Source organism: Streptomyces sp. NBC_01142 (genome assembly GCF_026341125.1).
Lineage (GTDB): Bacteria > Actinomycetota > Actinomycetes > Streptomycetales > Streptomycetaceae > Streptomyces.
Genome location: NZ_JAPEOR010000002.1, coordinates 1,899,619 through 1,919,049 on the forward strand (window position 1 = coordinate 1,899,619; position 19,431 = coordinate 1,919,049).

Annotated in this window: 19 protein-coding genes, 1 tRNA gene and 1 pseudogene; 15 read left to right on the forward strand and 6 right to left on the reverse strand. The window is 69.9% G+C overall.

What is annotated here, in order from left to right:
* The gene (locus OG883_RS26015) at window positions 1–576 is read right to left on the reverse strand and encodes an acetate uptake transporter (RefSeq protein ID WP_266545318.1); all 576 of its coding nucleotides are present in this window, start codon (window positions 574–576) and stop codon (window positions 1–3) included.
* A 354-nt stretch (window positions 577–930) separates the two neighbouring features.
* Window positions 931–1,452: a universal stress protein gene (locus OG883_RS26020; protein ID WP_266549437.1), complete on the reverse strand. Its 522-nt coding sequence runs from the start codon at window positions 1,450–1,452 to the stop codon at window positions 931–933.
* A 327-nt stretch (window positions 1,453–1,779) separates the two neighbouring features.
* Here OG883_RS26020 and OG883_RS26025 point away from each other — a divergent pair, with 327 nt between their 5' ends.
* From OG883_RS26025 to OG883_RS26050, 6 genes are all read left to right on the forward strand, one after another.
* Complete coding sequence (locus OG883_RS26025; RefSeq protein WP_323180978.1) at window positions 1,780–2,181, forward strand: hypothetical protein; 402 nt, start codon at window positions 1,780–1,782, stop codon at window positions 2,179–2,181.
* A 386-nt stretch (window positions 2,182–2,567) separates the two neighbouring features.
* Entirely contained in the window at window positions 2,568–3,788 is a 1,221-nt protein-coding gene (locus tag OG883_RS26030) for a helix-turn-helix domain-containing protein (RefSeq protein ID WP_266545320.1), read from the forward strand.
* A gap of 10 nt (window positions 3,789–3,798) precedes the next feature.
* Window positions 3,799–4,401 (forward strand): oligoribonuclease, encoded by a 603-nt coding sequence (gene orn, locus OG883_RS26035; protein WP_266545323.1) that lies wholly within the window; start codon window positions 3,799–3,801, stop codon window positions 4,399–4,401.
* Window positions 4,402–4,503: 102 nt separating this feature from the next.
* A tRNA-His gene (locus OG883_RS26040) sits at window positions 4,504–4,576 on the forward strand.
* 46 nt (window positions 4,577–4,622) lie between these two features.
* Window positions 4,623–4,796 (forward strand): hypothetical protein, encoded by a 174-nt coding sequence (locus OG883_RS26045; RefSeq protein WP_266545326.1) that lies wholly within the window; start codon window positions 4,623–4,625, stop codon window positions 4,794–4,796.
* A gap of 31 nt (window positions 4,797–4,827) precedes the next feature.
* Window positions 4,828–4,974: a hypothetical protein gene (locus OG883_RS26050; RefSeq protein ID WP_266545328.1), complete on the forward strand. Its 147-nt coding sequence runs from the start codon at window positions 4,828–4,830 to the stop codon at window positions 4,972–4,974.
* 171 nt (window positions 4,975–5,145) lie between these two features.
* On the opposite strand, the gene OG883_RS26055 is transcribed toward OG883_RS26050, so the two are convergent.
* On the reverse strand, window positions 5,146–5,562 hold the full coding sequence (locus OG883_RS26055) for a hypothetical protein (protein WP_266545331.1): 417 nt from the start codon (window positions 5,560–5,562) through the stop codon (window positions 5,146–5,148).
* 439 nt (window positions 5,563–6,001) lie between these two features.
* Here OG883_RS26055 and OG883_RS26060 point away from each other — a divergent pair, with 439 nt between their 5' ends.
* Window positions 6,002–6,742 carry a DUF6879 family protein gene (locus OG883_RS26060; RefSeq protein ID WP_266545333.1) on the forward strand — a complete coding sequence of 247 codons (741 nt, stop codon included), beginning with the start codon at window positions 6,002–6,004 and terminating at the stop codon, window positions 6,740–6,742.
* A pseudogene (locus OG883_RS26065) lies at window positions 6,739–6,981 on the forward strand (helix-turn-helix domain-containing protein); the annotation flags it as partial. The gene OG883_RS26060 and the pseudogene OG883_RS26065, both read left to right, overlap by 4 nt.
* Before the next feature lie 129 nt (window positions 6,982–7,110).
* Here OG883_RS26065 and OG883_RS26070 read toward each other — a convergent pair.
* Window positions 7,111–8,160, reverse strand: a complete 1,050-nt coding sequence (locus tag OG883_RS26070; RefSeq protein ID WP_266545341.1) for a LacI family DNA-binding transcriptional regulator — start codon at window positions 8,158–8,160, stop codon at window positions 7,111–7,113.
* A 224-nt stretch (window positions 8,161–8,384) separates the two neighbouring features.
* Here OG883_RS26070 and OG883_RS26075 point away from each other — a divergent pair, with 224 nt between their 5' ends.
* The 4 genes from OG883_RS26075 to OG883_RS26090 are packed head-to-tail and all read left to right on the forward strand — an operon-like array spanning window position 8,385 to window position 13,102.
* Window positions 8,385–9,701: an ABC transporter substrate-binding protein gene (locus tag OG883_RS26075; protein WP_266545344.1), complete on the forward strand. Its 1,317-nt coding sequence runs from the start codon at window positions 8,385–8,387 to the stop codon at window positions 9,699–9,701.
* A 2-nt stretch (window positions 9,702–9,703) separates the two neighbouring features.
* Window positions 9,704–10,720 (forward strand): carbohydrate ABC transporter permease, encoded by a 1,017-nt coding sequence (locus OG883_RS26080; protein WP_266545347.1) that lies wholly within the window; start codon window positions 9,704–9,706, stop codon window positions 10,718–10,720.
* Window positions 10,721–10,728: 8 nt separating this feature from the next.
* Window positions 10,729–11,583 carry a carbohydrate ABC transporter permease gene (locus tag OG883_RS26085; RefSeq protein WP_266545350.1) on the forward strand — a complete coding sequence of 285 codons (855 nt, stop codon included), beginning with the start codon at window positions 10,729–10,731 and terminating at the stop codon, window positions 11,581–11,583.
* Between the two features lie 46 nt (window positions 11,584–11,629).
* A complete protein-coding gene (locus OG883_RS26090; RefSeq protein WP_266545352.1) occupies window positions 11,630–13,102 on the forward strand; it encodes a GH1 family beta-glucosidase in 1,473 nt (490 codons plus the stop codon).
* Window positions 13,103–13,154: 52 nt separating this feature from the next.
* Here OG883_RS26090 and OG883_RS26095 read toward each other — a convergent pair whose 3' ends face one another.
* A complete protein-coding gene (locus tag OG883_RS26095) occupies window positions 13,155–14,927 on the reverse strand; it encodes a trypsin-like serine protease (protein WP_266545354.1) in 1,773 nt (590 codons plus the stop codon).
* Between OG883_RS26095 and OG883_RS26100 the strand changes: the two genes are divergently transcribed.
* The 3 genes from OG883_RS26100 to OG883_RS26110 all read left to right on the forward strand — a co-directional run bounded on the left by OG883_RS26100 (window position 14,917) and on the right by OG883_RS26110 (window position 17,757).
* Window positions 14,917–15,192 carry a hypothetical protein gene (locus OG883_RS26100; RefSeq protein ID WP_266545357.1) on the forward strand — a complete coding sequence of 92 codons (276 nt, stop codon included), beginning with the start codon at window positions 14,917–14,919 and terminating at the stop codon, window positions 15,190–15,192. The two genes, OG883_RS26095 and OG883_RS26100, sit on opposite strands and share 11 nt — an antisense overlap.
* Window positions 15,193–15,278: 86 nt before the next feature.
* Window positions 15,279–16,148 (forward strand): hypothetical protein, encoded by an 870-nt coding sequence (locus OG883_RS26105; protein WP_266545359.1) that lies wholly within the window; start codon window positions 15,279–15,281, stop codon window positions 16,146–16,148.
* Window positions 16,149–16,338: 190 nt separating this feature from the next.
* Window positions 16,339–17,757: a S41 family peptidase gene (locus OG883_RS26110; RefSeq protein ID WP_266549441.1), complete on the forward strand. Its 1,419-nt coding sequence runs from the start codon at window positions 16,339–16,341 to the stop codon at window positions 17,755–17,757.
* A gap of 131 nt (window positions 17,758–17,888) precedes the next feature.
* Here the strand turns inward: OG883_RS26110 and OG883_RS26115 are convergent, their stop codons facing one another.
* Complete coding sequence (locus OG883_RS26115) at window positions 17,889–19,400, reverse strand: cellulose binding domain-containing protein (protein WP_266545362.1); 1,512 nt, start codon at window positions 19,398–19,400, stop codon at window positions 17,889–17,891.
* Window positions 19,401–19,431 lie beyond the last annotated feature (31 nt).

Genomic DNA, 19,431 nt, shown 5'->3' on the forward strand with positions numbered 1-19,431 from the left:
TCAGCCGGTGGCCGTCACACCCCGGCCGGCAGCGCGACCGGAGAAGGTCGGCCACTTGGCCAGCGCCGCCGTCGCGCCGTACCAGGCCGCCAGACCCGCCACCGCGCCGACCCAGCCGCCCGCCTTGGCCAGCCCGTCGCTCTCCGCGAACGCCGCTGTGCCGAGCAGCAGCAGCGAGACGAACAGCAGCCCGTACACGCCCTGCTCGAACAGTCCGCTCCCCGCGGACGCGACGGTCAGCGTCAGTGCGAGCAGCGCCCACAGCAGCAGGAACAGCCCTGCCGCCTCGGCCGAGACCGCGGAGCCGACCCCGGTCCCCCAGGTGAACCAGAAGGCGCCGAGGCCCGCGAACGCCGTGCCCGTACCGGCATTGCCCGCGCGGAACTCGAGCAGTCCGGCGATGAACAGTACGATCCCGCCGACCCAGGTGGCGAGGGCGGAGGCGTCCGCCGCCGCGACATTGTCGATCACACCGGTGTGGCCGACGCCGAACGCCAGCAGGGTCAGTCCGAGGGCGAGATGGCCGAGAGTCTGAGTTGACGGAGTACCGCTTCCCGCAGAGACGTCGTTGTCCACGGCGGGCTCCCTTCGTGTCCATGTGCCGTTGTGCTGCTACCCAGCGACCGTTATGTACCCTTCACAAGCGCACAACCCACCTCTACGCACCGGTAGATTTCCTTGCACACAAAGGGAGTTGACGCTGCCTCACCTGGACCGACGCCGGGGATTGCGGGATGGACACGGCAGGGCGTCAGGGAGATGACGACGATCAGCGACCAGAGGGGCACGGAGAGCTACCGAGCCGCAGGGCGGGGTCACAGGACCAGGACGGCGCCGATGGGACCAGGGCGGAGCCGATGGGATCAGGACAGGGCTGCGGGGTTCGACAGGGGCTACGGGGAGCGGCAGGAGCGGCAGGAGCGGCAGGAGCTACGGGATCACGACGACCGGGCGCTGCGCGCGCCGCGCGAGCCGTCCCGCGACCGAGCCGAAGATCCGTCCGACGATGCCGTGCGTCGAGCCGACCACGATCGCATCGGCCGAATACTCCCGGCCGACCTCTTCGAGCTCGTGGCAGATGTCGCCGCCGCGCTCCACGAGGATCCACGGCACCTCGGTGAGATAGTCCGCACAGGCCAGCTCGAGACCGAGCACCTCGGTGCGGTGGTCCGGGACGTCCACGAAGACCGGGGGTTCACAGCCCGCCCAGACCGTGGTCGGCAGCCGGTTCGCGACATGGACGATGATCAGGCCCGAACCGGACCGTCTCGCCATACCGATGGCGTACGCGAGCGCCCGCTCACTGGAGGTCGATCCGTCGAAGCCGACGACGACTCCGTGCCGGAAGGCCGGATCGCAGGAATGACATGTCTCTTCGGCCGCTTGCAGATCCGACGAGGGGTCGGCTACCTGCTTGCGGTCCGCGGGTTCGGGGATTTCGTGACCGGCCATCGGTGTCTCGGCGAAGGAGGTCCTCTTGGGAGGGATCGTCAAGGGTGGGTGCGTCGGTTGGCGTCGCAGCGGAGCTGTGTCCGGGAATCATCTTCCCAAGCCCATACCCCCAAGGATACGGCGACACTCCTCTCCTGCCCAGAGCCCGCCGCCCCATACGCGGCGTTCCAGGGAGCATGCCCGAGCCCGCCCCGGATGGCAATGCCACTTGGCACCTACAGGCGTCTACCCGCCACCTCCGGACGCCCGTAAGCCGTCTGCACAGTGACCGGAAGGCTCCGCCCCTCGTTGGCACCTCGGTCACCCCGCCGCCACCAGGGAGCTTCCGTGCCCGCACGACCGTCCGCCCCGGCCCCCGTTCCCTCTCCGGCCCACCACCACGGACGGCACCGGGCGCCGAGCCCGTCACCGGGCACAGCCGGCGCGCACGCTCTCCCCCCGTCCGAGTCCGCGAGCGACGTGGTCCGCTGGGCGGCCTTCAGCTGTGTGCTGGTCCCTGTGGTGCTGGTCGTCTACGGAACGTCCGTCGGCGGGGCGGCCGCCGCGGCCCTGGGCCTCGCGGCCGTGACCGCGGCCTGCCGTGTACTGCTGCGCCACTCGGAACGCACCGCGGCCCGCGCCCGCGCCCGCGCCGAGGAGCAGGCGCCACCCCGCGTCCGGCGCGCCAGGACCGGCCCCGGGGCGCACAGGGGCGGTCGGCGTGGGCCGGGAAGTACGCCCGGAGACTGACGGGTTCACGCGCTCTCACCCGTATGATTTCAGCCAACTTCGGCCTACCGGCCGGTCCTTGTCGAAATGGCCTGCCAACCCCCTTGTCACCTGCAAGGAAAGGACCATTCGCGGCGCTTGCACCCTACGGGGACGGGCCATGCGTGCGAGGCGGCCTTCCCTGCGCGGCCCGTGAGTGGAACCCTTCGTGATCGAATGCTTCGCGCCAAGTTGCCAAGTCGACATAGCGGGGCATGACGAACTTGTCACGGCGGCGCCACGGGACGCAGTAGATTCGATCATGAGTATCGAAGGCTCGGGACTCGTGCAAAACCGAGGGGAAACGTGCAGGAGCGAAAGGCCCAAAAGGAACGGGGAGACGCGAACACCGAGGGGGGCTTAGCGTCATGAGTCAGGACTCCGCCGCACCGGAGGCTCGGAAACTCTCCGGGCGTCGGCGCCGGGAGGTCGTCGCGGTGCTGCTGTTCAGCGGCGGCCCCATCTTTGAGAGTTCCATTCCACTCTCGGTGTTCGGAATTGACCGTCAGGACGCCGGAGTTCCCCGCTATCGCCTGCTTGTCTGCGGTGGCGAGGAAGGACCGCTGCGGACCACCGGCGGCCTCGAACTGACCGCGCCCTATGGTCTGGAGGCGATCAGCAGGGCGGGGACCGTCGTCGTACCGGCGTGGCGGTCCATCACTTCACCACCACCGCCCGAGGCGCTCGACGCGTTGCGTCGCGCACATGAGGAGGGTGCCCGGATCGTAGGACTGTGCACCGGTGCGTTCGTGCTCGCCGCGGCCGGCCTGCTCGACGGCCGCCCGGCGACCACCCACTGGATGTACGCACCGACGCTGGCCAAGCGCTATCCGTCCGTCCATGTGGATCCGCGTGAGCTCTTCGTCGACGACGGCGATGTGCTCACCTCCGCGGGTACGGCGGCCGGAATCGACCTCTGCCTCCACATCGTGCGTACGGACCACGGCACCGAGGCAGCCGGGGCGCTTGCCCGCAGGCTGGTGGTACCGCCGCGGCGCAGTGGCGGGCAGGAGCGCTATCTGGACAGGTCTTTACCTGAGGAAATCGGGTCGGACCCGCTGGCCGAGGTTGTCTCGTGGGCGCTGGAGCATCTTCACGAACAGTTCGACGTGGAGACGCTGGCGGCACGGGCGTACATGAGCCGACGCACCTTCGACCGGCGCTTCCGTTCACTGACCGGCAGCGCGCCGCTGCAGTGGCTGATCACCCAGCGGGTGCTGCAGGCACAGCGGCTGCTCGAGACCTCCGACTACTCGGTCGACGAGGTCGCGGGCCGGTGCGGCTTCCGGTCCCCGGTGGCGCTGCGCGGCCACTTCCGGCGGCAGCTCGGCTCCTCGCCGGCCGCGTACCGGGCCGCCTACCGGATCCGGCGCCCGCAGAGCGAGCCCACCGCGACCGCGGTGGTGGAGGCGGTCCTGCCGGCCCAGGCGTCCCCCCAGGCCAGGCGGGCCGCGGCGGCAGCGGGGCACTCCGGCCCTGCCGCAACCTCGGCCGCGCCACCGGAGCTGGGGCTGACCAAGCACCATTCCGACGCATATGCGTCAGGTCACGGACGCCCGAGCCTGCCCGGACAGCGGAGTGCGCCATAAGGTAGGACGCATGAACGACCGCATGGTGTGGATCGACTGCGAGATGACCGGGCTCTCGTTGACGGAAGACGCACTCATCGAGGTGGCCGCGCTGGTCACCGACTCGGAACTGAACGTGCTCGGCGAAGGGGTGGACATTGTGGTCCGCCCGCCGGACGCGGCGCTGGAAACGATGCCCGAGGTGGTGCGGCAGATGCACACCGCCTCGGGCCTCCTCGACGAGCTGGCGGGAGGCACCACGCTCGCCGCCGCCGAGGAGCAGGTCCTGGCGTACGTACGTGAGCACGTCAAGGAACCCGGCAAGGCCCCGCTGTGCGGGAACTCGGTCGGCACCGACCGCGGCTTCCTGCTGCGCGACATGCCGACGCTGGAGGACTACCTCCACTACCGGATCGTCGATGTCTCCTCGGTCAAGGAACTGGCGCGCCGCTGGTACCCGAGGGCGTACTTCAACAGTCCGGAGAAGAACGGCAACCACCGGGCGCTGGCGGACATCCGCGAATCCATCGCCGAACTGCGCTACTACCGCGAGGCGGTCTTCGTGCCACAGCCCGGACCCGACTCGGACACCGCGAAGGGGATCGCGGCGAAGTACGTCCTGCCTGCGGAATGAGGCGGGGATGAGCCTCGCGTCAGGGCCTCGATAACCCGGGCGCGAGCACCCTCCTGGACCCTGTACACTTTTTCTCGGCCGGTCAGTAAAAGACCGGTCGTGGTGGGTATAGCTCAGATGGTAGAGCACCTGGTTGTGGTCCAGGATGTCGCGGGTTCGAGTCCCGTTACTCACCCTGAATGATCAAGGCCCGACCTGTGAGAACAGGTCGGGCCTTCGTCATGTCCGAAACCACGGGGGTCCCGTGGGGGGGCTACGACGTGGCCACCGTGGCAGTCCTGACCCTCGTTGCCTTCGCCATGGGTGTCCTCGCCCACTTCGGCCTGTGGAAGCCGACCGGCGTGGCCGGCAAGGCGCAGGACAGTCTCCGCACCGCCGGCCCTCAGGGCCTCTGACCCTGCCCCCTGCACGCGACCGGGAGGGCTCATGGACGCCGCCATGATCACGGCCATCGGTGCACTGATCGGCGCACCGATGGCCGCGGCGGCGGCCGTCTACGGCACCCGCGGCGCATCTCGGGCGGCCCGGGAGGGCGGGTCATCACCGGATACGACAGCCTTGCCGTCCGGCTGACGGCCGAGCGGGATAAGGCGGAGAAAGACCAGGACACTGCTGAGAAACGCGTCCAGGCGCTGGAACTTGAGGTCGTGCGCCTTCGGCTACTCGTCACGCAGCTCGGGGCGCGCCATGACGCGTACCGAGCAGCTCTTCTATCGCTGGCGCACGCTGCTGTGGGTCGTGGCCTCACTGCTGTTTCTCGGCGGCGCGGTCGGCCTGGCTTTCCTGCAGATCGACCGCGCGGAGCAGCGCGCAGACCAGGCCGCGGCGAAGGCCGACACGATCGCCACGGAGGCCGATCTCCGCGGCAACGCTGTGAGCAGGCTGGCGACCGACGTGCGCCAGCTCAGATCGCAGCTCCAGGCCGTGGGGAAGACTCCGACGGCCCCCGATCCGGCGCGGGCGGTCGAGGATCTCCCCGACCGGGCCGAGGTGCCGGTCCCGATTCCTGGCCCGGCAGGGAAGCCAGGCCGGGACGGCAAGCCAGGCGCCCCCGGAGATTCCGGTGTCGACGGCGAACGCGGAGCCCCTGGCGGAGACGGCGCGGCCGGCCAGGATGGGGCGCAGGGGGAGAAGGGCGCCCCCGGAGAGCAGGGGCCGCAAGGACCCGAGGGCCCACGGGGACCTCAGAGACCCGAGGGCCCGCAGGGCGAGCAGGGTCCTCCTGGCTCATCATGTCCGGAGCACTACAGTCGGCAGACGCCGGCCGACGACCCCGACGCGAAGGTCTGCCGGCGCGACGGCGCGCCCCCGCCCCCGCCCCCGCCCCCGGAGCAGCGCTTGCCTGCTCTCGTCGGTCGCCCTCGATCCGAACCGCCGCCAGTACTCCCGACGTACTGCACCCCCTGTCTGGCCTTCGGGCCGGGCAGGGGGTGCTTTCGTGCGTCCTGGGTCAGTCGTCGCCGAATCGAGAAGGCCCATCGTTTCCGGTTGCGCGCAACCAGCAAGGCCCGGCAGAGCTCTGCAATCTCACGCAATCCGAGGACGCCCTCCAGCTGTCCGGCGCATCCTGGACGCCCAACCAGCCAGCATGGAGGGCCACATGCCGCTCAGGTTCATCGGCACCACCAGCGACGCCGGCGACTGCCCCACCCTCTACGAGATCGAGGCCAGCGGCGACATCCTCGTCCAGGGCGAGCGCGTGACCGACCCCGAGCACCTGGCCAGACTCCGCGACGTGAAGCCGTCCGAGACGTTCGTCATCGTGCCGCGCGATCTCCTCACCCGCTTCGCCCCGCTGCATGAGCCGGCCGACCTTGTGCCGTTCGCGGAAATCGCCCACCTCTTCCGCAGCTTCAAGCACACCGCGTGGCGGCTGGAGACCCGCCGCAGCTACGCCTCCGACCGCAACAGCCCGAAGTGGCAGCGCTGGCAGGCGGGCGAGGACATCGTCGCAGAGCCGTTCGATGACTGGCGCACGAACGTCGCAGAGCAGACCGCGCAGGGGAAGCGGTTCGAGCGGGTCCGCCTCGTCGACGACCCGCCCACCGACGGTCAGCGGTTCCTCCTCGCCTCCGGCCTCGGCAACGTTGCCGCCGGGGAGGACATCCGCAACCTCACCCGGGCCAGCGCCGAACGGTACGGCCTGCCGGACTGGGACTTCTGGCTCTTCGACTCCCGCACACTGGTGCGGTTCGTTTTCGACGAGGACGACACCACCCTTGGTGTCATCGTCAGCGAGGACCCGGCCGAAGTCCTCGCCGCTTGCCAGGCCCGCGACAGAGCCTGGCATCACGCAACCCGTACCGCCGAATTCGCCAGGCAGGTACGTTCCACCGTGTGAGCACAGATTTCCAGCAGGCCAGGAGTGTCCTCGGTGCGCGGCTTCGCGAGCTGCGCACCGAGGCAGGCCTGGACGGCAAGGGCATCGCCGAGCGGCTCGGCTGGCAGCGCTCGAAGGTGTCACGTCTGGAGACCGGCAAGCAGACCCCGTCCCGTGCCGATCTGGCCGAGTGGGCGCATGCGGTCGGCCGGCTCGACCTGGCACCAGAGTTGACCGGCCGTCTGACGGGGCTGGAGACGCTGGAGACGCAGGGGGGTCTTCGGACCGGGGCCCTTGATCTTTTCCGGGTGACGCTTGATCGTGACGGACGTGCTCGAACGCCCGGGTGCGCGGTGCGCCACGACGACGCGGTGCGCCACGACGGTGCTCTACGACGACTCGCGGACGACCAGCTCCGTCGGGAGCACGATCTGCGGGCGCTCCGCCGCGCGGCCCGCGATCTCCTGGAGCAGCACCCGGGCCATCGTGCGGCCCATCTCCTCGATCGGCTGGCGCACGCTGGTGAGCGCCGGGTCCATATGACGGGCCACCGCCGAGTCGTCGAAGCCGACGAGCGCCACGTCCTCGGGTATCCGGCGGCCCGCGTCGCGCAGCACCTGACGGGCGCCCGCCGCCATCACGTCCGAGGCCGCGAAGACCGCGTCCAGGTCCGGGCAGCGATCGAGGAGCTCCCGCATCGCGCGGCGGCCGCCCTCCTCGGTGAAGTCGGCGGGGGCGATCAGCCGCTCGTCGGGAGCCTGGCCGGCCGCGGCGAGTGCCGCGCGATAGCCGTCGAGGCGGCACTGTGCGCCGTACACATCGAGGCGTCCGGTGATCGTCGCGATGGAGCGGCGGCCGCGGGCGTAGAGGTGGTCGACGGCGGCGCGCGCGCCCTCGAAGTTGTCGGAGTCGACCGCGGCGAGCGTCTCGCGCGCGGAGCGGCGGCCGCTGATCACGGCCGGGATGGCGAGCTGCTCCAGCAGGTCGGGCAGCGGGTCGTCGGCGTGCACGGAGACCAGCAGGACGCCATCGACCCGGTGGGCGGCCAGATACTGGGCCAGGCGGCGGCGCTCGCGGTCGCTGCCGGCGAGGGTGAGCAGCAGCTGCATCTCCGTGTCGGCGAGTGCCGCGCCGACGCCGCGGACCATGTCGGAGAAGTACGGCTCGGCGAAGAACCGGTCCTCCGGTTCCGGGACGATCAGGGCGATCGCGTCGGTACGGTTGGCGGCCAGCGCCCGGGCCGCCCGGTTGGGTACGTAGCCCAGTTCGGCGACGGCCGCCTCGACGGCGGCGCGGGTGTGGTCGCTGACCCGCGGCGATCCGTTGATCACGCGGGACACCGTGCCGCGTCCCACTCCGGCGCGTGCGGCCACCTCTTCGAGGGTGGGCCTGCCCGCGCCCCGTCCCCCGTTCCGCGTCCGGATTGTCCGAGCCACCATGTCCGCCTCCCCAGGCTTTTCAGGCCGAGAACATAACGTGTCCGTTGCCTTGACACCCCCTCAGGGAGCCGCGACCCTTCAACACATCACACATGGGAGCGCTCCCACCGTACCTGACTCATACACCACCCGCACGTTCCCCGCCCGAGCCGCAGAGATCAACGTACGGGCACTGCACGCCAGTTGGCCGGGGGGTCGGCACGTCAGGGCACAAGGAGGACGCAGTGCGCAGGACAGTAATCCTCGCGGTCGTCGCCGCGCTCGGCGCCGGTCTGCTGGCCGGCTGTGCCGAGGACGGCGACGACACCACCGGCAGTGCCTCGAACGGCGGCAGCGGTGGGGGCAAGGGAAAGACCACGCTCACCGTAGGGGTGTTCGGAGCCTTCGGCCTCAAGGAGGCCGGTCTCTACGACGAGTACATGAAGCTCCACAAGAACATCGTGATCGAGCAGACCTCGATCGAGCGGAACGAGAACTACTACCCGCAGCTGCTCACCCATCTCGGCAGCGGCAGCGGACTCGCCGACATCCAGGCCGTCGAGGTCAACAACATCGCCGAGATCACCGCCACCCAGGCGGGCAAGCTGGTCGACCTGGGGAAGACGGAGGGGGTCGACAAGGGCGCGTTCCTGGACTGGAAGTGGGCGCAGGCGACCTCCGAGGACGGCAGGACGGTCGCGCTGGGCACCGACATCGGGCCGCAGGGCATCTGTTACCGCAAGGACCTGTTCGCCCAGGCTGGGCTGCCCACCGACCGTGAGGCGGTCGGCAGGCTGTGGGCGGGCGACTGGAACAAGTACCTGGACGCGGGCAAGCAGTTCAAGGCCAAGGCACCCAGGGGCAAGGCGTTCGTCGACTCCGCCTCCGGCGTGATGGCTGCGATCACCGGAAGCAACGAGAACCGCTTCTACGACACGGACGGCAAGGTCGTCTACAAGACCAATCCGGCCGTGAAGGAGGCCTGGGACATCGCCGCGGAGTTCGCGACGGAGGATCTGACCGGCAAGCTCCAGCAGTTCACGCCGGCCTGGGACCAGGGCTATGCGAACGCCACCTTTGCGACCGTCTCCTGCCCGGCGTGGATGCTCGGCTATATCCAGGACAAGGCCGGCGCCACCGGCAAGGACAAGTGGGATGTGGCCGCCGCGCCCAGGCCCAGCAACTGGGGCGGTTCCTTCCTGACCGTCCCCGAGGCGGGCAGGAACAAGGCAGAGGCGGCGAAGCTCGTGGCCTGGCTGACCGCTCCCGAGCAGCAGGCCAAGCTCTTCGCCGAGCGCGGCAGCTTCCCGAGCGCCCGGGCCGCGTACGCGCTGCCCGAAGTCTCCGGAGCCAAGCACGCCTACTTCGGCAATGCGCCCATCGGGCAGATCTTCTCGAAGGCCGCCGAGGGTGTGCCGGTGCAGATCGTGGGGCCGAAGGACCTGATCATCGCGCAGAACCTGGCGGACATCGGCATGCTCCAGGTCGACCAGAAGGGCCGGTCCTCCCAGCAGGGCTGGGATGCCGCGGTGAAGGCGATCGACAACGCTCTGGACCACTGAGCATGAAGTTCACCGCTCCGGAAGCCGCCGCGCTCTCCTCCGGGGAGGGGGGCGCGGCGCGGCCGCGCCCGCCGGAGCAGCAGGCCAGGCTCTGCGCCGAGCGCCGCCGCGCCCGGCGCAGCCGCCGCTACCGGCTGGACGTGAAGTGGAGCCCGTACGCCTTTGTCGCCCCCTTCTTCGTCTTCTTCCTGGCCTTCGGGCTGTTTCCGCTGCTCTACACCGGCTGGGCCTCGCTGCACCGGGTGGAGCTGACCGCGCCCACCGACATGGAGTGGGTGGGACTGCGCAACTTCTCCCGGCTGCTGGAGGACGAGTTCTTCTGGAACGCGCTGAGGAACACCGTCACCATCGGGCTGATCTCCACGGTCCCGCAGCTCCTCATGGCGCTGGGCATCGCGCATCTGCTCAACTACCGGCTGCGCGGCTCGATGTTCTTCCGGGTGGCCGCGCTGACTCCGTACGCGACCTCGGTGGCCGCCGCGACGCTCGTCTTCGTACTCCTCTTCGGGCGCGACTACGGGATGATCAACTGGGCTCTCGGCCTGGCCGGCATCGACAACATCGACTGGCAGAACGGCGAATGGACCTCACGGCTCGCCGTCTCCACGATCGTGATCTGGCGGTGGACGGGGTACAACGCGCTGATCTATCTGGCGGCGATGCAGGCCGTCCCGAACGATCTGTACGAGTCGGCCGCGCTGGACGGCGCCTCGCGCTGGCAGCAGTTCCGCCATGTCACCGTCCCCTCGCTGCGGCACACGATCCTGTTCACCTGTGTGGTCTCGACGATCGGCGCAACGCAACTGTTCGGCGAGCCGCTGCTGTTCAACGGCGGCGCGGGCGCGACAGGCGGTGCGGATCACCAGTACCAGACGCTCGGGCTCTATCTGTACGAGCAGGGCTGGGTGAATCTCCACCTCGGCCGGGCCTCGGCGATCGCCTGGGCGATGTTCCTGATCCTGCTGGTGATCGGCGCGGTGAACTGGCTGCTCGCCCGCCGTCTGAGCAAGAGCTCATAGGGGACGACATGACGAAACTGCTGAGCGCCGAACGGGCCGGACGCCATCTGCACGGCGGACGGATCACCCATGCCGTACTGATCATTTTCACCATCGGCTCCCTCTTCCCCCTGGTGTGGACGGCCGTCGCGGCCTCCCGCAACAACTCCCGCCTCGCACAGACTCCCCCGCCCTTCTGGTTCGGCGGCAATCTCTTCAAGAACCTCGAGATCGCCTGGACCGACGCCAATATGGGCACCGCCCTGCTCAACACCACGATCGTCGCCGGGTCGATCGCGACCGGGACCGTGCTCTTCTCGACGCTCGCCGGCTTCGCCTTCGCCAAACTCCGCTTCCGCTTCAAGAACCTCCTCATGCTGCTGGTGATCGGCACGATGATGGTGCCGCCGCAGCTCAGCGTCGTACCGCTGTACATGCTGATCGCCGAGCTGTCCTGGACCGACCAGCTGCAGTCCGTCATCCTGCCCACCCTGGTCAGCGCCTTCGGGGTGTTCTTCATGCGGCAGTACCTGACCGAGGCGCTGCCCACCGAGCTGATCGAGGCGGCCCGCGTGGACGGTGCGAACAGCTGGCGCGTCGTGTGGCACATCGTCTTCCCCGCCGCGCGGCCCGCGATGGCGGTGCTGGGAATGCTCACTTTCGTCATGGCATGGAACGACTTCTTCTGGCCGGTCATCGCGCTGACCCAGAACGGCAACCCCACCGTGCAGGTGGCGCTGACCGGCCTCGGCCGCGGCTATATCCCCGACCAGTCGGTGATCATGGCGGGCGCGCTGCTGGGCACGCTGCCGCTGCTGATCGCCTTTGTCGTCTTCGGCAAGCAGATCGTCGGCGGCATCATGCAGGGCGCGGTCAAGGGCTGACGCTTCCTCACCATTGCCCATCTACACCTCTGTTGGGAGTCCACGCATGTCCGTCCCGCCTCTGACCTTTCCGCCCGCCTTCCTGTGGGGCACCGCCACCGCCGCGTACCAGATCGAGGGTGCGGTACGGGAGGGCGGCCGGACCCCGTCGATCTGGGACACCTTCAGCCACACCCCCGGCCGGACCGAGAACGGGGACACCGGCGACATCGCCACCGACCACTTCCATCGCCGCGCCGAGGACGTGGCGCTGATGGCGGACCTGGGCGTCAACGCGTACCGCTTCTCCGTCTCCTGGCCGCGCGTGCAGCCCACCGGGCGGGGCCCCGCCATCGAGCGCGGCCTCGACTTCTACCGCGCCCTCGTCGACGATCTCCTCGACCACGGCATCCGGCCGGTGCTGACCCTCTACCACTGGGATCTGCCCCAAGAGCTGGAGTCCGCGGGCGGCTGGCCCGAGCGGGACACCGCGCACCGCTTCGCCGACTACGCCCGTATCGTCGCCGGCGCGCTCGGCGACCGCGTGGATATGTGGACCACCCTCAATGAGCCCTGGTGCAGCGCTTTTCTCGGGTACGGCTCCGGGGTCCACGCACCCGGCCGCACCGACCCGGTTGCCGCCCTGCGCGCCGCCCACCACCTCAACCTCGCCCACGGCCTGGGTGCCCAGGCGCTGCGCGCCCAGCTCCCCGCCCGCGCCCAGCTCTCCATCAGTCTCAACCCCAGCGTGGTCAGAGCAAGGAGCCAGGCACCCCAGGACCTGGACGCCCGGCGCCGCATCGACGCGCTCGCGAACCGCGTCTTCACCGGCCCCCTGCTCAAGGGCGCGTACCCGCAGGACCTCTTCGCGGACACCGCGGCCCTCACCGACTGGTCCTTCGTCCACGGCGACGATCTGGCCGTCATCAAGCACCCCCTGGACTCGCTCGGCCTGAATTACTACGCACCCACAGTTGTATCGGACGCCACTGACAGTCACCCCCGGCGCACCGACGGCCACCGCGCCACCGACCACTCCCCCTGGCCCGGCGCCGACTCGGTCTCCTTCCACCAGCCGCCCGGCGACCGCACCGAGATGGGCTGGTCGGTCGACCCGAGCGGCCTGTACGACCTGCTGCTGCACTACACGCGCGAGGCCCCCGGCCTGCCTCTGATGATCACCGAGAACGGCGCGGCGTACGACGACAAGCCCGCCGCCGACGGTTCGGTCCACGACCCCGACCGCATCCGCTACCTCCACGGCCACCTCTCCGCGGTCCACCGGGCCATCGCCGACGGGGCGGATGTGAGCGGTTACTTCCTCTGGTCCCTGCTGGACAACTTCGAGTGGTCCTTCGGCTACGGCAAGCGCTTCGGCGCGGTCTACGTCGACTACGAGACCCGGACGCGTACGCCCAAGTCGAGTGCGCACTGGTACGCCGAGCTGGCGCGGACCGGGGTGCTGCCGCAGGCGCCCGAACTGCCGGAGCTGCCGCAGGCGCCCGAGCCGCCGGAGCTGCCGGAGCTGCCCGGGGCCTGACGGCCGAGGCCGCCCCCCGCTTCCGCGGGGGACGGCCGGCGTCACGTCCGGATCAGGGCGCGACGAGCATCACCTCCGCGCCCAGCCGGTCGGAGCGGGAGTCCGTATACATCGTGGTCTCCCCGTCCGACCAGCGGACGAGGAGGTCGTCGGCCAGTCCGTTGGCGGTGTAGTTGCCGGCGGAGATGACGGACGCGTGCTTCCCCCACAGGTCGTTCGCGTTCAGTACGCGCTTCTCCACGCCGAGCCCCGCGGTCGTGGTGCCGACGTAGTTGTCGACCTCACCGTCGGACCAGCGGATCATGAGGTCCCACTTGTGATTCCCGGAGAACTGCCCGCTGGTGAGCAGGGTGGCGTGCTCCCACAGCGGGTCGGCGGCCCGCAGCTTGTGCTCCTGGCCGAAGGTCCCGGAACTCACATTGGTGTAGAGGCTGAGCTCGCCGTCCTTCCAGCGCACCATCAGGTCGGTGACATAGGTGGCGGCATTGAAACGGCCCGCCGATATCTGGGTGGCGTGCTTCCAGACCGAGTCCTTCTTGGCCATCTGGGTCCCGGCGTGGCCGAGGCCCTTGGCGCTCACATCGGGATAGAGCGTGACTTCGCCGTCGGACCAGCGCACCAGCAGGTCGAACTGGTTGGAGCCGGTGAAGTCGCCGCCTGTGACGGTTGCGGCGTGCGCCCCCCAGAGGCTGTTCTTCGCCAGCAGCCGACGCTCCGCGTGGAAGCCCCCCTTGCCGTTGCCGGGGTACAGGCTGACTTCGCCGTCGGTCCAGATGACGATCAGGTCGCTGTGACCGGTGCCCGAGAAGTCACCGGAGGTCATCACTTTGGCGTGCGTCCAGAGGTCCCCGCTGCCCGGCAAATAGGGGCTGTCGGTCGTCGGCACGTACGGCGGACGCTTGATGTCCGCGTCCTTCGTGCCTGCGACGGCGTCGTCGTAGAGGAGTTGGGCGTCCTGCGCGTAGAGGGGCGAGTAGCTGATCCAGTCGACGTTCTGGTCATTGCCGCCGCCGTTGTAGCCGCCCGTGTTGCCGATGATCTTGCCGGTGCGGGTGGCCGCGTCGTAGTCCGTGATCCACGGGCCGCCGGAGACCCCGCCGTAGAACCCGCCGCAGGTCATCTGCATCTGGCGGAAGCCGTGCAGGCGCGAGGTGGCGACATCACAACGGAGCGCCTGGTGCTTCTTGTTGACCTCCTCGCTGTGGGGGTAGCCGATCACGGTGGCGTTGTGGCGGTAGCCGGCGGACCGGGTGAAGGTCAGTGCCCCGGTGACGTCCTCGGCCTTGCCCTTGCTGTTGGGCGCGACCCGCGCGAAGGCGAAGTCCAGGTCGGAGACGGGCTCCTTGGTGTTCTGCTTGTACCTCGGGTCGATGAAGACCCTGTTGACGGGGAAGACGCCGCTGGGCTGGTCGGCGGTGGAGGATCCATGGCGGTACTGCGGTACGAAGATGCGGTGGGTGGCGCCCTTGAGGCCGTTGGCGCAGTGAGCGGCGGTGAGGACGAGATCCTTGTTGCCGCTGCGGACGACGCTCCCGGTGCACGACGTCGACTTACCGCCGAACGGCGTCCCGTCGTGGAAGAACGTGCCCACCATCGGCAGGCCGCCGAAGTACTCCCCCTTCTTGGTGCCGGGAGGCGCGTCGGCTGCCCGCAGCCCTGACCGCGCCGGGGCCCGCGACGCCTTCGACGCCTTGGAGGGCCCCTCCCCCCGTGCGGAGTCGACCGGCACGGCTTCCGCCATGCGCTCGGCCGTCCAGAACTTCTCCTCCTCGGTCAGCGTCGGCGGGGGCGGAGGGGCGGGGGCGGACGGGGCGGTGGGTGCCACGGAGGACGAGGGCGAAGGCGAGGACGAGGGTGCTGCGGTGGCTGTCGCGGGGGGCGAGGGCCGCGCGGACGGCGGATCCGTCACCGGCGCGGAGGGCGGCGGCGACGGGGCGGCCACCGGGGAGGTCGCGCTCGTCGAGGCGGAGGGTGGGCTGGGTGGGGGAGTGCCGGTCGCCGCCGTAGCAGGACCGGTGCTGAGTGCTCCCGCGCAGAGAATGAGCGCAAGAGCAGGCAACCAACGTGAACGCAACACACTGTCTCTCTAGTAGAGGGCCAAACGTCCGTAACCACGCGACACTCGCACACATGTACGCAACAAAGGGTGTAAACGCCACAAAATCAGGGGGTTGCCATGAACCACTTCCGCACCGCAGCCGCCCTGGCGTTGTCCCTCGCCTGTGTGGCGGGCACGGCCTCCATGGCCGCTCCGGCGGAGGCTGTCGAGACGGCCGCAGGGGCCCGCCCTCTGCCGTACGCCCCCGAGGACACCCGCCCGGTCCAGCCCGGCGACATCCTCACGGTGACGCTGCGCGCCGGTGAGGTCGCGAACGGACTCGCGATCCGTTCGGAAGCCTTCCTCGCCGAGGGCACCCTGCGCATGAACGCCCCCCGGCTGACCGCGACCGTGGCCGTCAAGTGCGATGCGAGTCCCGGCACTTACCCGGTCGAGCTCGGCACCGGCGGCTCGCTCTTCACCAACGTACGAGTCGAGAAGGCCGATGCCGCCGCACTGCGCGAGTGCCGGACCCGCCTGAAGGACCTGCCGCCCACGCCGAAGGAAGAGCACTGGGACAAGGGCACGCCCTGGCCGCAGAACGCCTGGGACGTGCGGCAGGTCCCGGCGGGCGGCCGGATCGTGGCGAGCGACAGCACGGCGGCGGACGGTGCGGTCACCCTCAACTCCCCCGCGTTCACCGGCAAACCCGTGCTGCGTGGCGGAAAGAACGTCCTCACGGCCACCGCGACGATCGCCTGCGACACCGAGCCCGGCCTGTACGCCGTCTACCAGGACGACAGGAACGACCCCCGGCCGGAGGCCCGTCGCACGGTCTGGGCGCGCTATCGCGTGGTCCCCGGCACGGGCGACTGCGGGTCCGTCGGCCACACCCTGGCCGCCGACAGCTCGCCTGCGCCCGTGGCGTCCTGGGCCCTCGGTGGCACGGTCCTCGCGGCCGGCATCGGCGCGCTTCTCCTGGTCGGGCGACGCTCCAGGACGCAGTGACCCGGTGCGGACCAGGTGGCCCTCGCCCCGGCCCTGCCCCCGCCGCGCTGCTCGAATCCCTCAGAAGTAGCGGGGGTTGCCCCCACCCCTGACTGACCGGACAGCCGGATGTCCCCGCGAGGTCATCGAGTCGATCATCGAGTCGATCATCGAGGTACCGGATCGATGACCCAACGGGGAAGGCATGAACATGCAATTCAGGAGTGGCTCGGGCACCATCGGCAGGACCGTCGCGGCGGCCGCCCTGCTGGCCGTCACCGCGGGCCTGGCCCTGCCCCTCGCACCGGCCGGGGCCCATGCGCCGCCGCCGGTGGGCGGGGTCTGGCAGATGGACGGCTACGGCACCGTGCTGTCACTGGACGGCGGGCTCCTGCAGGAGTACCAGGTCACCGGTGTCAGCTGTATCAAGGGCGCCTCTGCCAAGAGGGCGGGCGGCAGCCCCGCGGCGGCCAGGTACGCCAACGGCGACGGCGACGTCTACACCGTACGGTCCAAGGCGCGGCCGGACCGGGCGTCCGTGCATATCGACGGCTCGCCCGGTGACCGCGGGCTGCGGCGCATCGACGCGCTGCCCGCCGACTGCCTCACACAGGCCCCCGGCGGCCCCGTCGCGGCCTTCGACATCTTCTGGCAGACCCTCCACGAGAACTACCCGTTCTTCGATGCCAAGGGCATCGACTGGAACGCTGTACGGGACCGCTACCGCCCCCGGGTCAACCCCCGCACGACCGACGCCGAACTCTTCGCGGTCTTCCGGGAGATGGTGGCTCCCCTGCACGACGCGCATGTCGCCGTGCTGGCCGGCAAGACCGGACGCTTCGTCATGGTCCGGCCCGGCACCACCATGCCCACCGAGGAGCTGGACGCGAAGGTCACGTCGCACATCGAGAAGCGCGACCTGAAGGGCGCGAAGCTCCGGCAGTTCGCAGGCGGAAGGATCAGCTACGCCGAACTGCCGGGCGGTCAGGGCTACTTGCGCATCTCCGGATTCGCCGGTTACTCCAAGACCAAGGGCTTCGCCGCACAAAGCGCCGCACTGGACGAGGCCATGGACGCGATCCTCGCCCGGGAAAGTACCGAGCGCCTGCGGGGCCTGATCATCGATCTGCGGATCAACGGCGGCGGCTCCGACCAGCTGGGCCTCCAGCTCGCCGGGCGGCTCACCGACCGCCCCTACTTCGCGTACGCCAAGCGGGCCCGGAACAACCCCGCCGACCCGAGCCGTTTCACCCGGCCGCAGCCGCTGTACGTACAGCCCGCGGACGCGCCCCGCTACACCGGCCCGGTCGCGGTGCTGACCAGCGGCATGACGATCAGCGCCGGGGAGTCGTTCACCCAGGCACTGATCGACCGGCCCGGCCGGACCGTACGGATCGGGGAGCACACGCAGGGCGTCTTCTCGGACGTGATGCAGCGCAAGCTCCCCGGCGGCTGGCAGGTGTGGTTGCCCAACGAGGAATTCCTCACCCGCTCCGGCCGCACCTTCGACGGCCCGGGGATCCCACCGCAGCTGGCTGAACCCGTCTTCACCGACGAGGAGTTCGAGTACGGCCGCGACTCGGCCTTCGACCGGGCCGTAGCCGTACTCGGCCACCGGGAAAGGCCGTGAGCTCCTCGGCCTGAACGCGTGTCCCAGCCGGGTGGGGGAAGTCCGGCCGGGACACGCGCGTGGGGGGTGGGGTGGGGGGTGGCGGCTTGTCCGCAGGCAGCCTGCTTGCAGACGGCCTGCTCGTAGGCGGCTTACTTGTAGGCGGAGAACGCCTTGGTGAAGGCCAGCGGCTCCTGGAGGATCGAGCTGCACGTCGCGTCCGCGGCGGGCTTCTCCCCGCCCGCGCACTGCTTGTCGCGGGTCGAGGACCACATCGACAGCCAGCCCAGACCCTTCGACTTCGCGAAGTCCACCAGCTGCGTGGCGTCGTCGACCTTGAAGATCTCGGTCACGACATCGTTGACACCGATCATCGGGGTCACGGCGACGGCCTTCCACGCGGCGGCGTCCGAGAGCCCGAGCACGCCCTTGATCTGCGCCTGGGTCGCCGTCGCGGCCTGGATGGCGTACTCGCCCATGTCACCGCTGTACGCCGGCCCGTAGTCCATCGCCATGATGTTGACCGCGTCGACCTTCACGCCGTTCTTCTTGGCGTCGGCGAGCAGGTCCACGCCGGGCTGGGTCAGGCCCTCGGGCATGACGGGGAGCGTGAAGGAGACATCGAGCCCCGGGTGGGACTTCTGGAGCTGCGCGATGGCCTGCGAGCGGCGGGAGTTGGCGGCGGTGTCCGGCAGGGCCGCGCCCTCGATGTCGAAGTCGACCTTGGTCAGCTTGTACTCGTCGACGACCTTGCCGTACGCCTTCGCCAGCTCGCCGGCGGAGGAGCAGTTCAGCGCCAGCTCATGGCCGGCCGCGCCGCCGAAGGAGACCCGGACGTCACCGCCCTTGGCGCGCAGCGCGCCTATCTGGGCCGCGACCTTGTCGCTCGCCAGGTCGGTGACGCCGCCCCAGAGCGGGGCGCAGCTGCCGCCGGAGGTGATGAAGGCGAGATTGAACTCCTTCACGCCGGTCTTGGTGGCCGTGTCCACCATGTCGTACGCCGGGAAGAGCGAGGTGTCGATGTACGGCGCGTAGCCCGCGCCGGTCCCGGTGCCGCCGCCGGGGGTTTCGGTGGGCGTCGGGGACGGCGTCTTGGTGGGCGTGGGCGTCGGCGTCGCGGACGTCGGCGTGGACGTCGGGGGCTTCGTGGGGGTGGCCGTCGCCGTCGGGGTGGGCTTGGGCTGCTCGGTGGGGCGGCCGCTCGGCTGTGGCGTCGCGCCGGAGTCGACCGAACACTTGATCTTGTTGATCACACAGGAGGTGGGGTCGGCTGCCGTCGCCGTGCCGCTCGCGGCGGTCACGAAGCCGACGGTCACCGACGCGCCGGGGGCGAGCTCCTTGTTCCAGCTCGCGGGCTTCACGGTGATGTGCTGCCCCTTGGCGGTGTGCTCGCCGTTCCAGAGCGAACCGATCGTGGTCCCGGCGGGCAGGTCGAATTCGAGCGTCCAGTCCGACTGCGCCTTGTCGGTGCCATTGGTGATGACGTACTGGCCGGTGTACCCGCCGGTCCAGGAACTGGTCTTGGTGTACGCGGCGCCGACCGCCGCGGCCTGCGCGGTGCCGGTGAACGCGAACGCCGCGCCGCCGATCACCGCTGCCGCGACGACCGCGCCGACGGACTTGACCTTGCCGCTCGCCCTGCGCCGGTGCGTACTACTGCCCATTGCGTGCCTGCCTCTGTGTTACGGAAGTGGG

Excerpts from the sequence above, each read along its gene's own strand:
- OG883_RS26020 (WP_266549437.1), bottom strand. The coding sequence starts at position 1,452 with ATGGCCGGTCACGAAATCCCCGAACCCGCGGACCGCAAGCAGGTAGCC.
- OG883_RS26030 (WP_266545320.1), top strand. The coding sequence starts at position 2,568 with ATGAGTCAGGACTCCGCCGCACCGGAGGCTCGGAAACTCTCCGGGCGT.
- orn (WP_266545323.1), top strand. The coding sequence starts at position 3,799 with ATGAACGACCGCATGGTGTGGATCGACTGCGAGATGACCGGGCTCTCG.
- OG883_RS26045 (WP_266545326.1), top strand. The coding sequence starts at position 4,623 with ATGTCCGAAACCACGGGGGTCCCGTGGGGGGGCTACGACGTGGCCACC.
- OG883_RS26050 (WP_266545328.1), top strand. The coding sequence starts at position 4,828 with ATGGACGCCGCCATGATCACGGCCATCGGTGCACTGATCGGCGCACCG.
- OG883_RS26060 (WP_266545333.1), top strand. The coding sequence starts at position 6,002 with ATGCCGCTCAGGTTCATCGGCACCACCAGCGACGCCGGCGACTGCCCC.
- OG883_RS26070 (WP_266545341.1), bottom strand. The coding sequence starts at position 8,160 with ATGGTGGCTCGGACAATCCGGACGCGGAACGGGGGACGGGGCGCGGGC.
- OG883_RS26080 (WP_266545347.1), top strand. The coding sequence starts at position 9,704 with ATGAAGTTCACCGCTCCGGAAGCCGCCGCGCTCTCCTCCGGGGAGGGG.
- OG883_RS26085 (WP_266545350.1), top strand. The coding sequence starts at position 10,729 with ATGACGAAACTGCTGAGCGCCGAACGGGCCGGACGCCATCTGCACGGC.
- OG883_RS26090 (WP_266545352.1), top strand. The coding sequence starts at position 11,630 with ATGTCCGTCCCGCCTCTGACCTTTCCGCCCGCCTTCCTGTGGGGCACC.
- OG883_RS26105 (WP_266545359.1), top strand. The coding sequence starts at position 15,279 with ATGAACCACTTCCGCACCGCAGCCGCCCTGGCGTTGTCCCTCGCCTGT.
- OG883_RS26110 (WP_266549441.1), top strand. The coding sequence starts at position 16,339 with ATGCAATTCAGGAGTGGCTCGGGCACCATCGGCAGGACCGTCGCGGCG.
- OG883_RS26115 (WP_266545362.1), bottom strand. The coding sequence starts at position 19,400 with ATGGGCAGTAGTACGCACCGGCGCAGGGCGAGCGGCAAGGTCAAGTCC.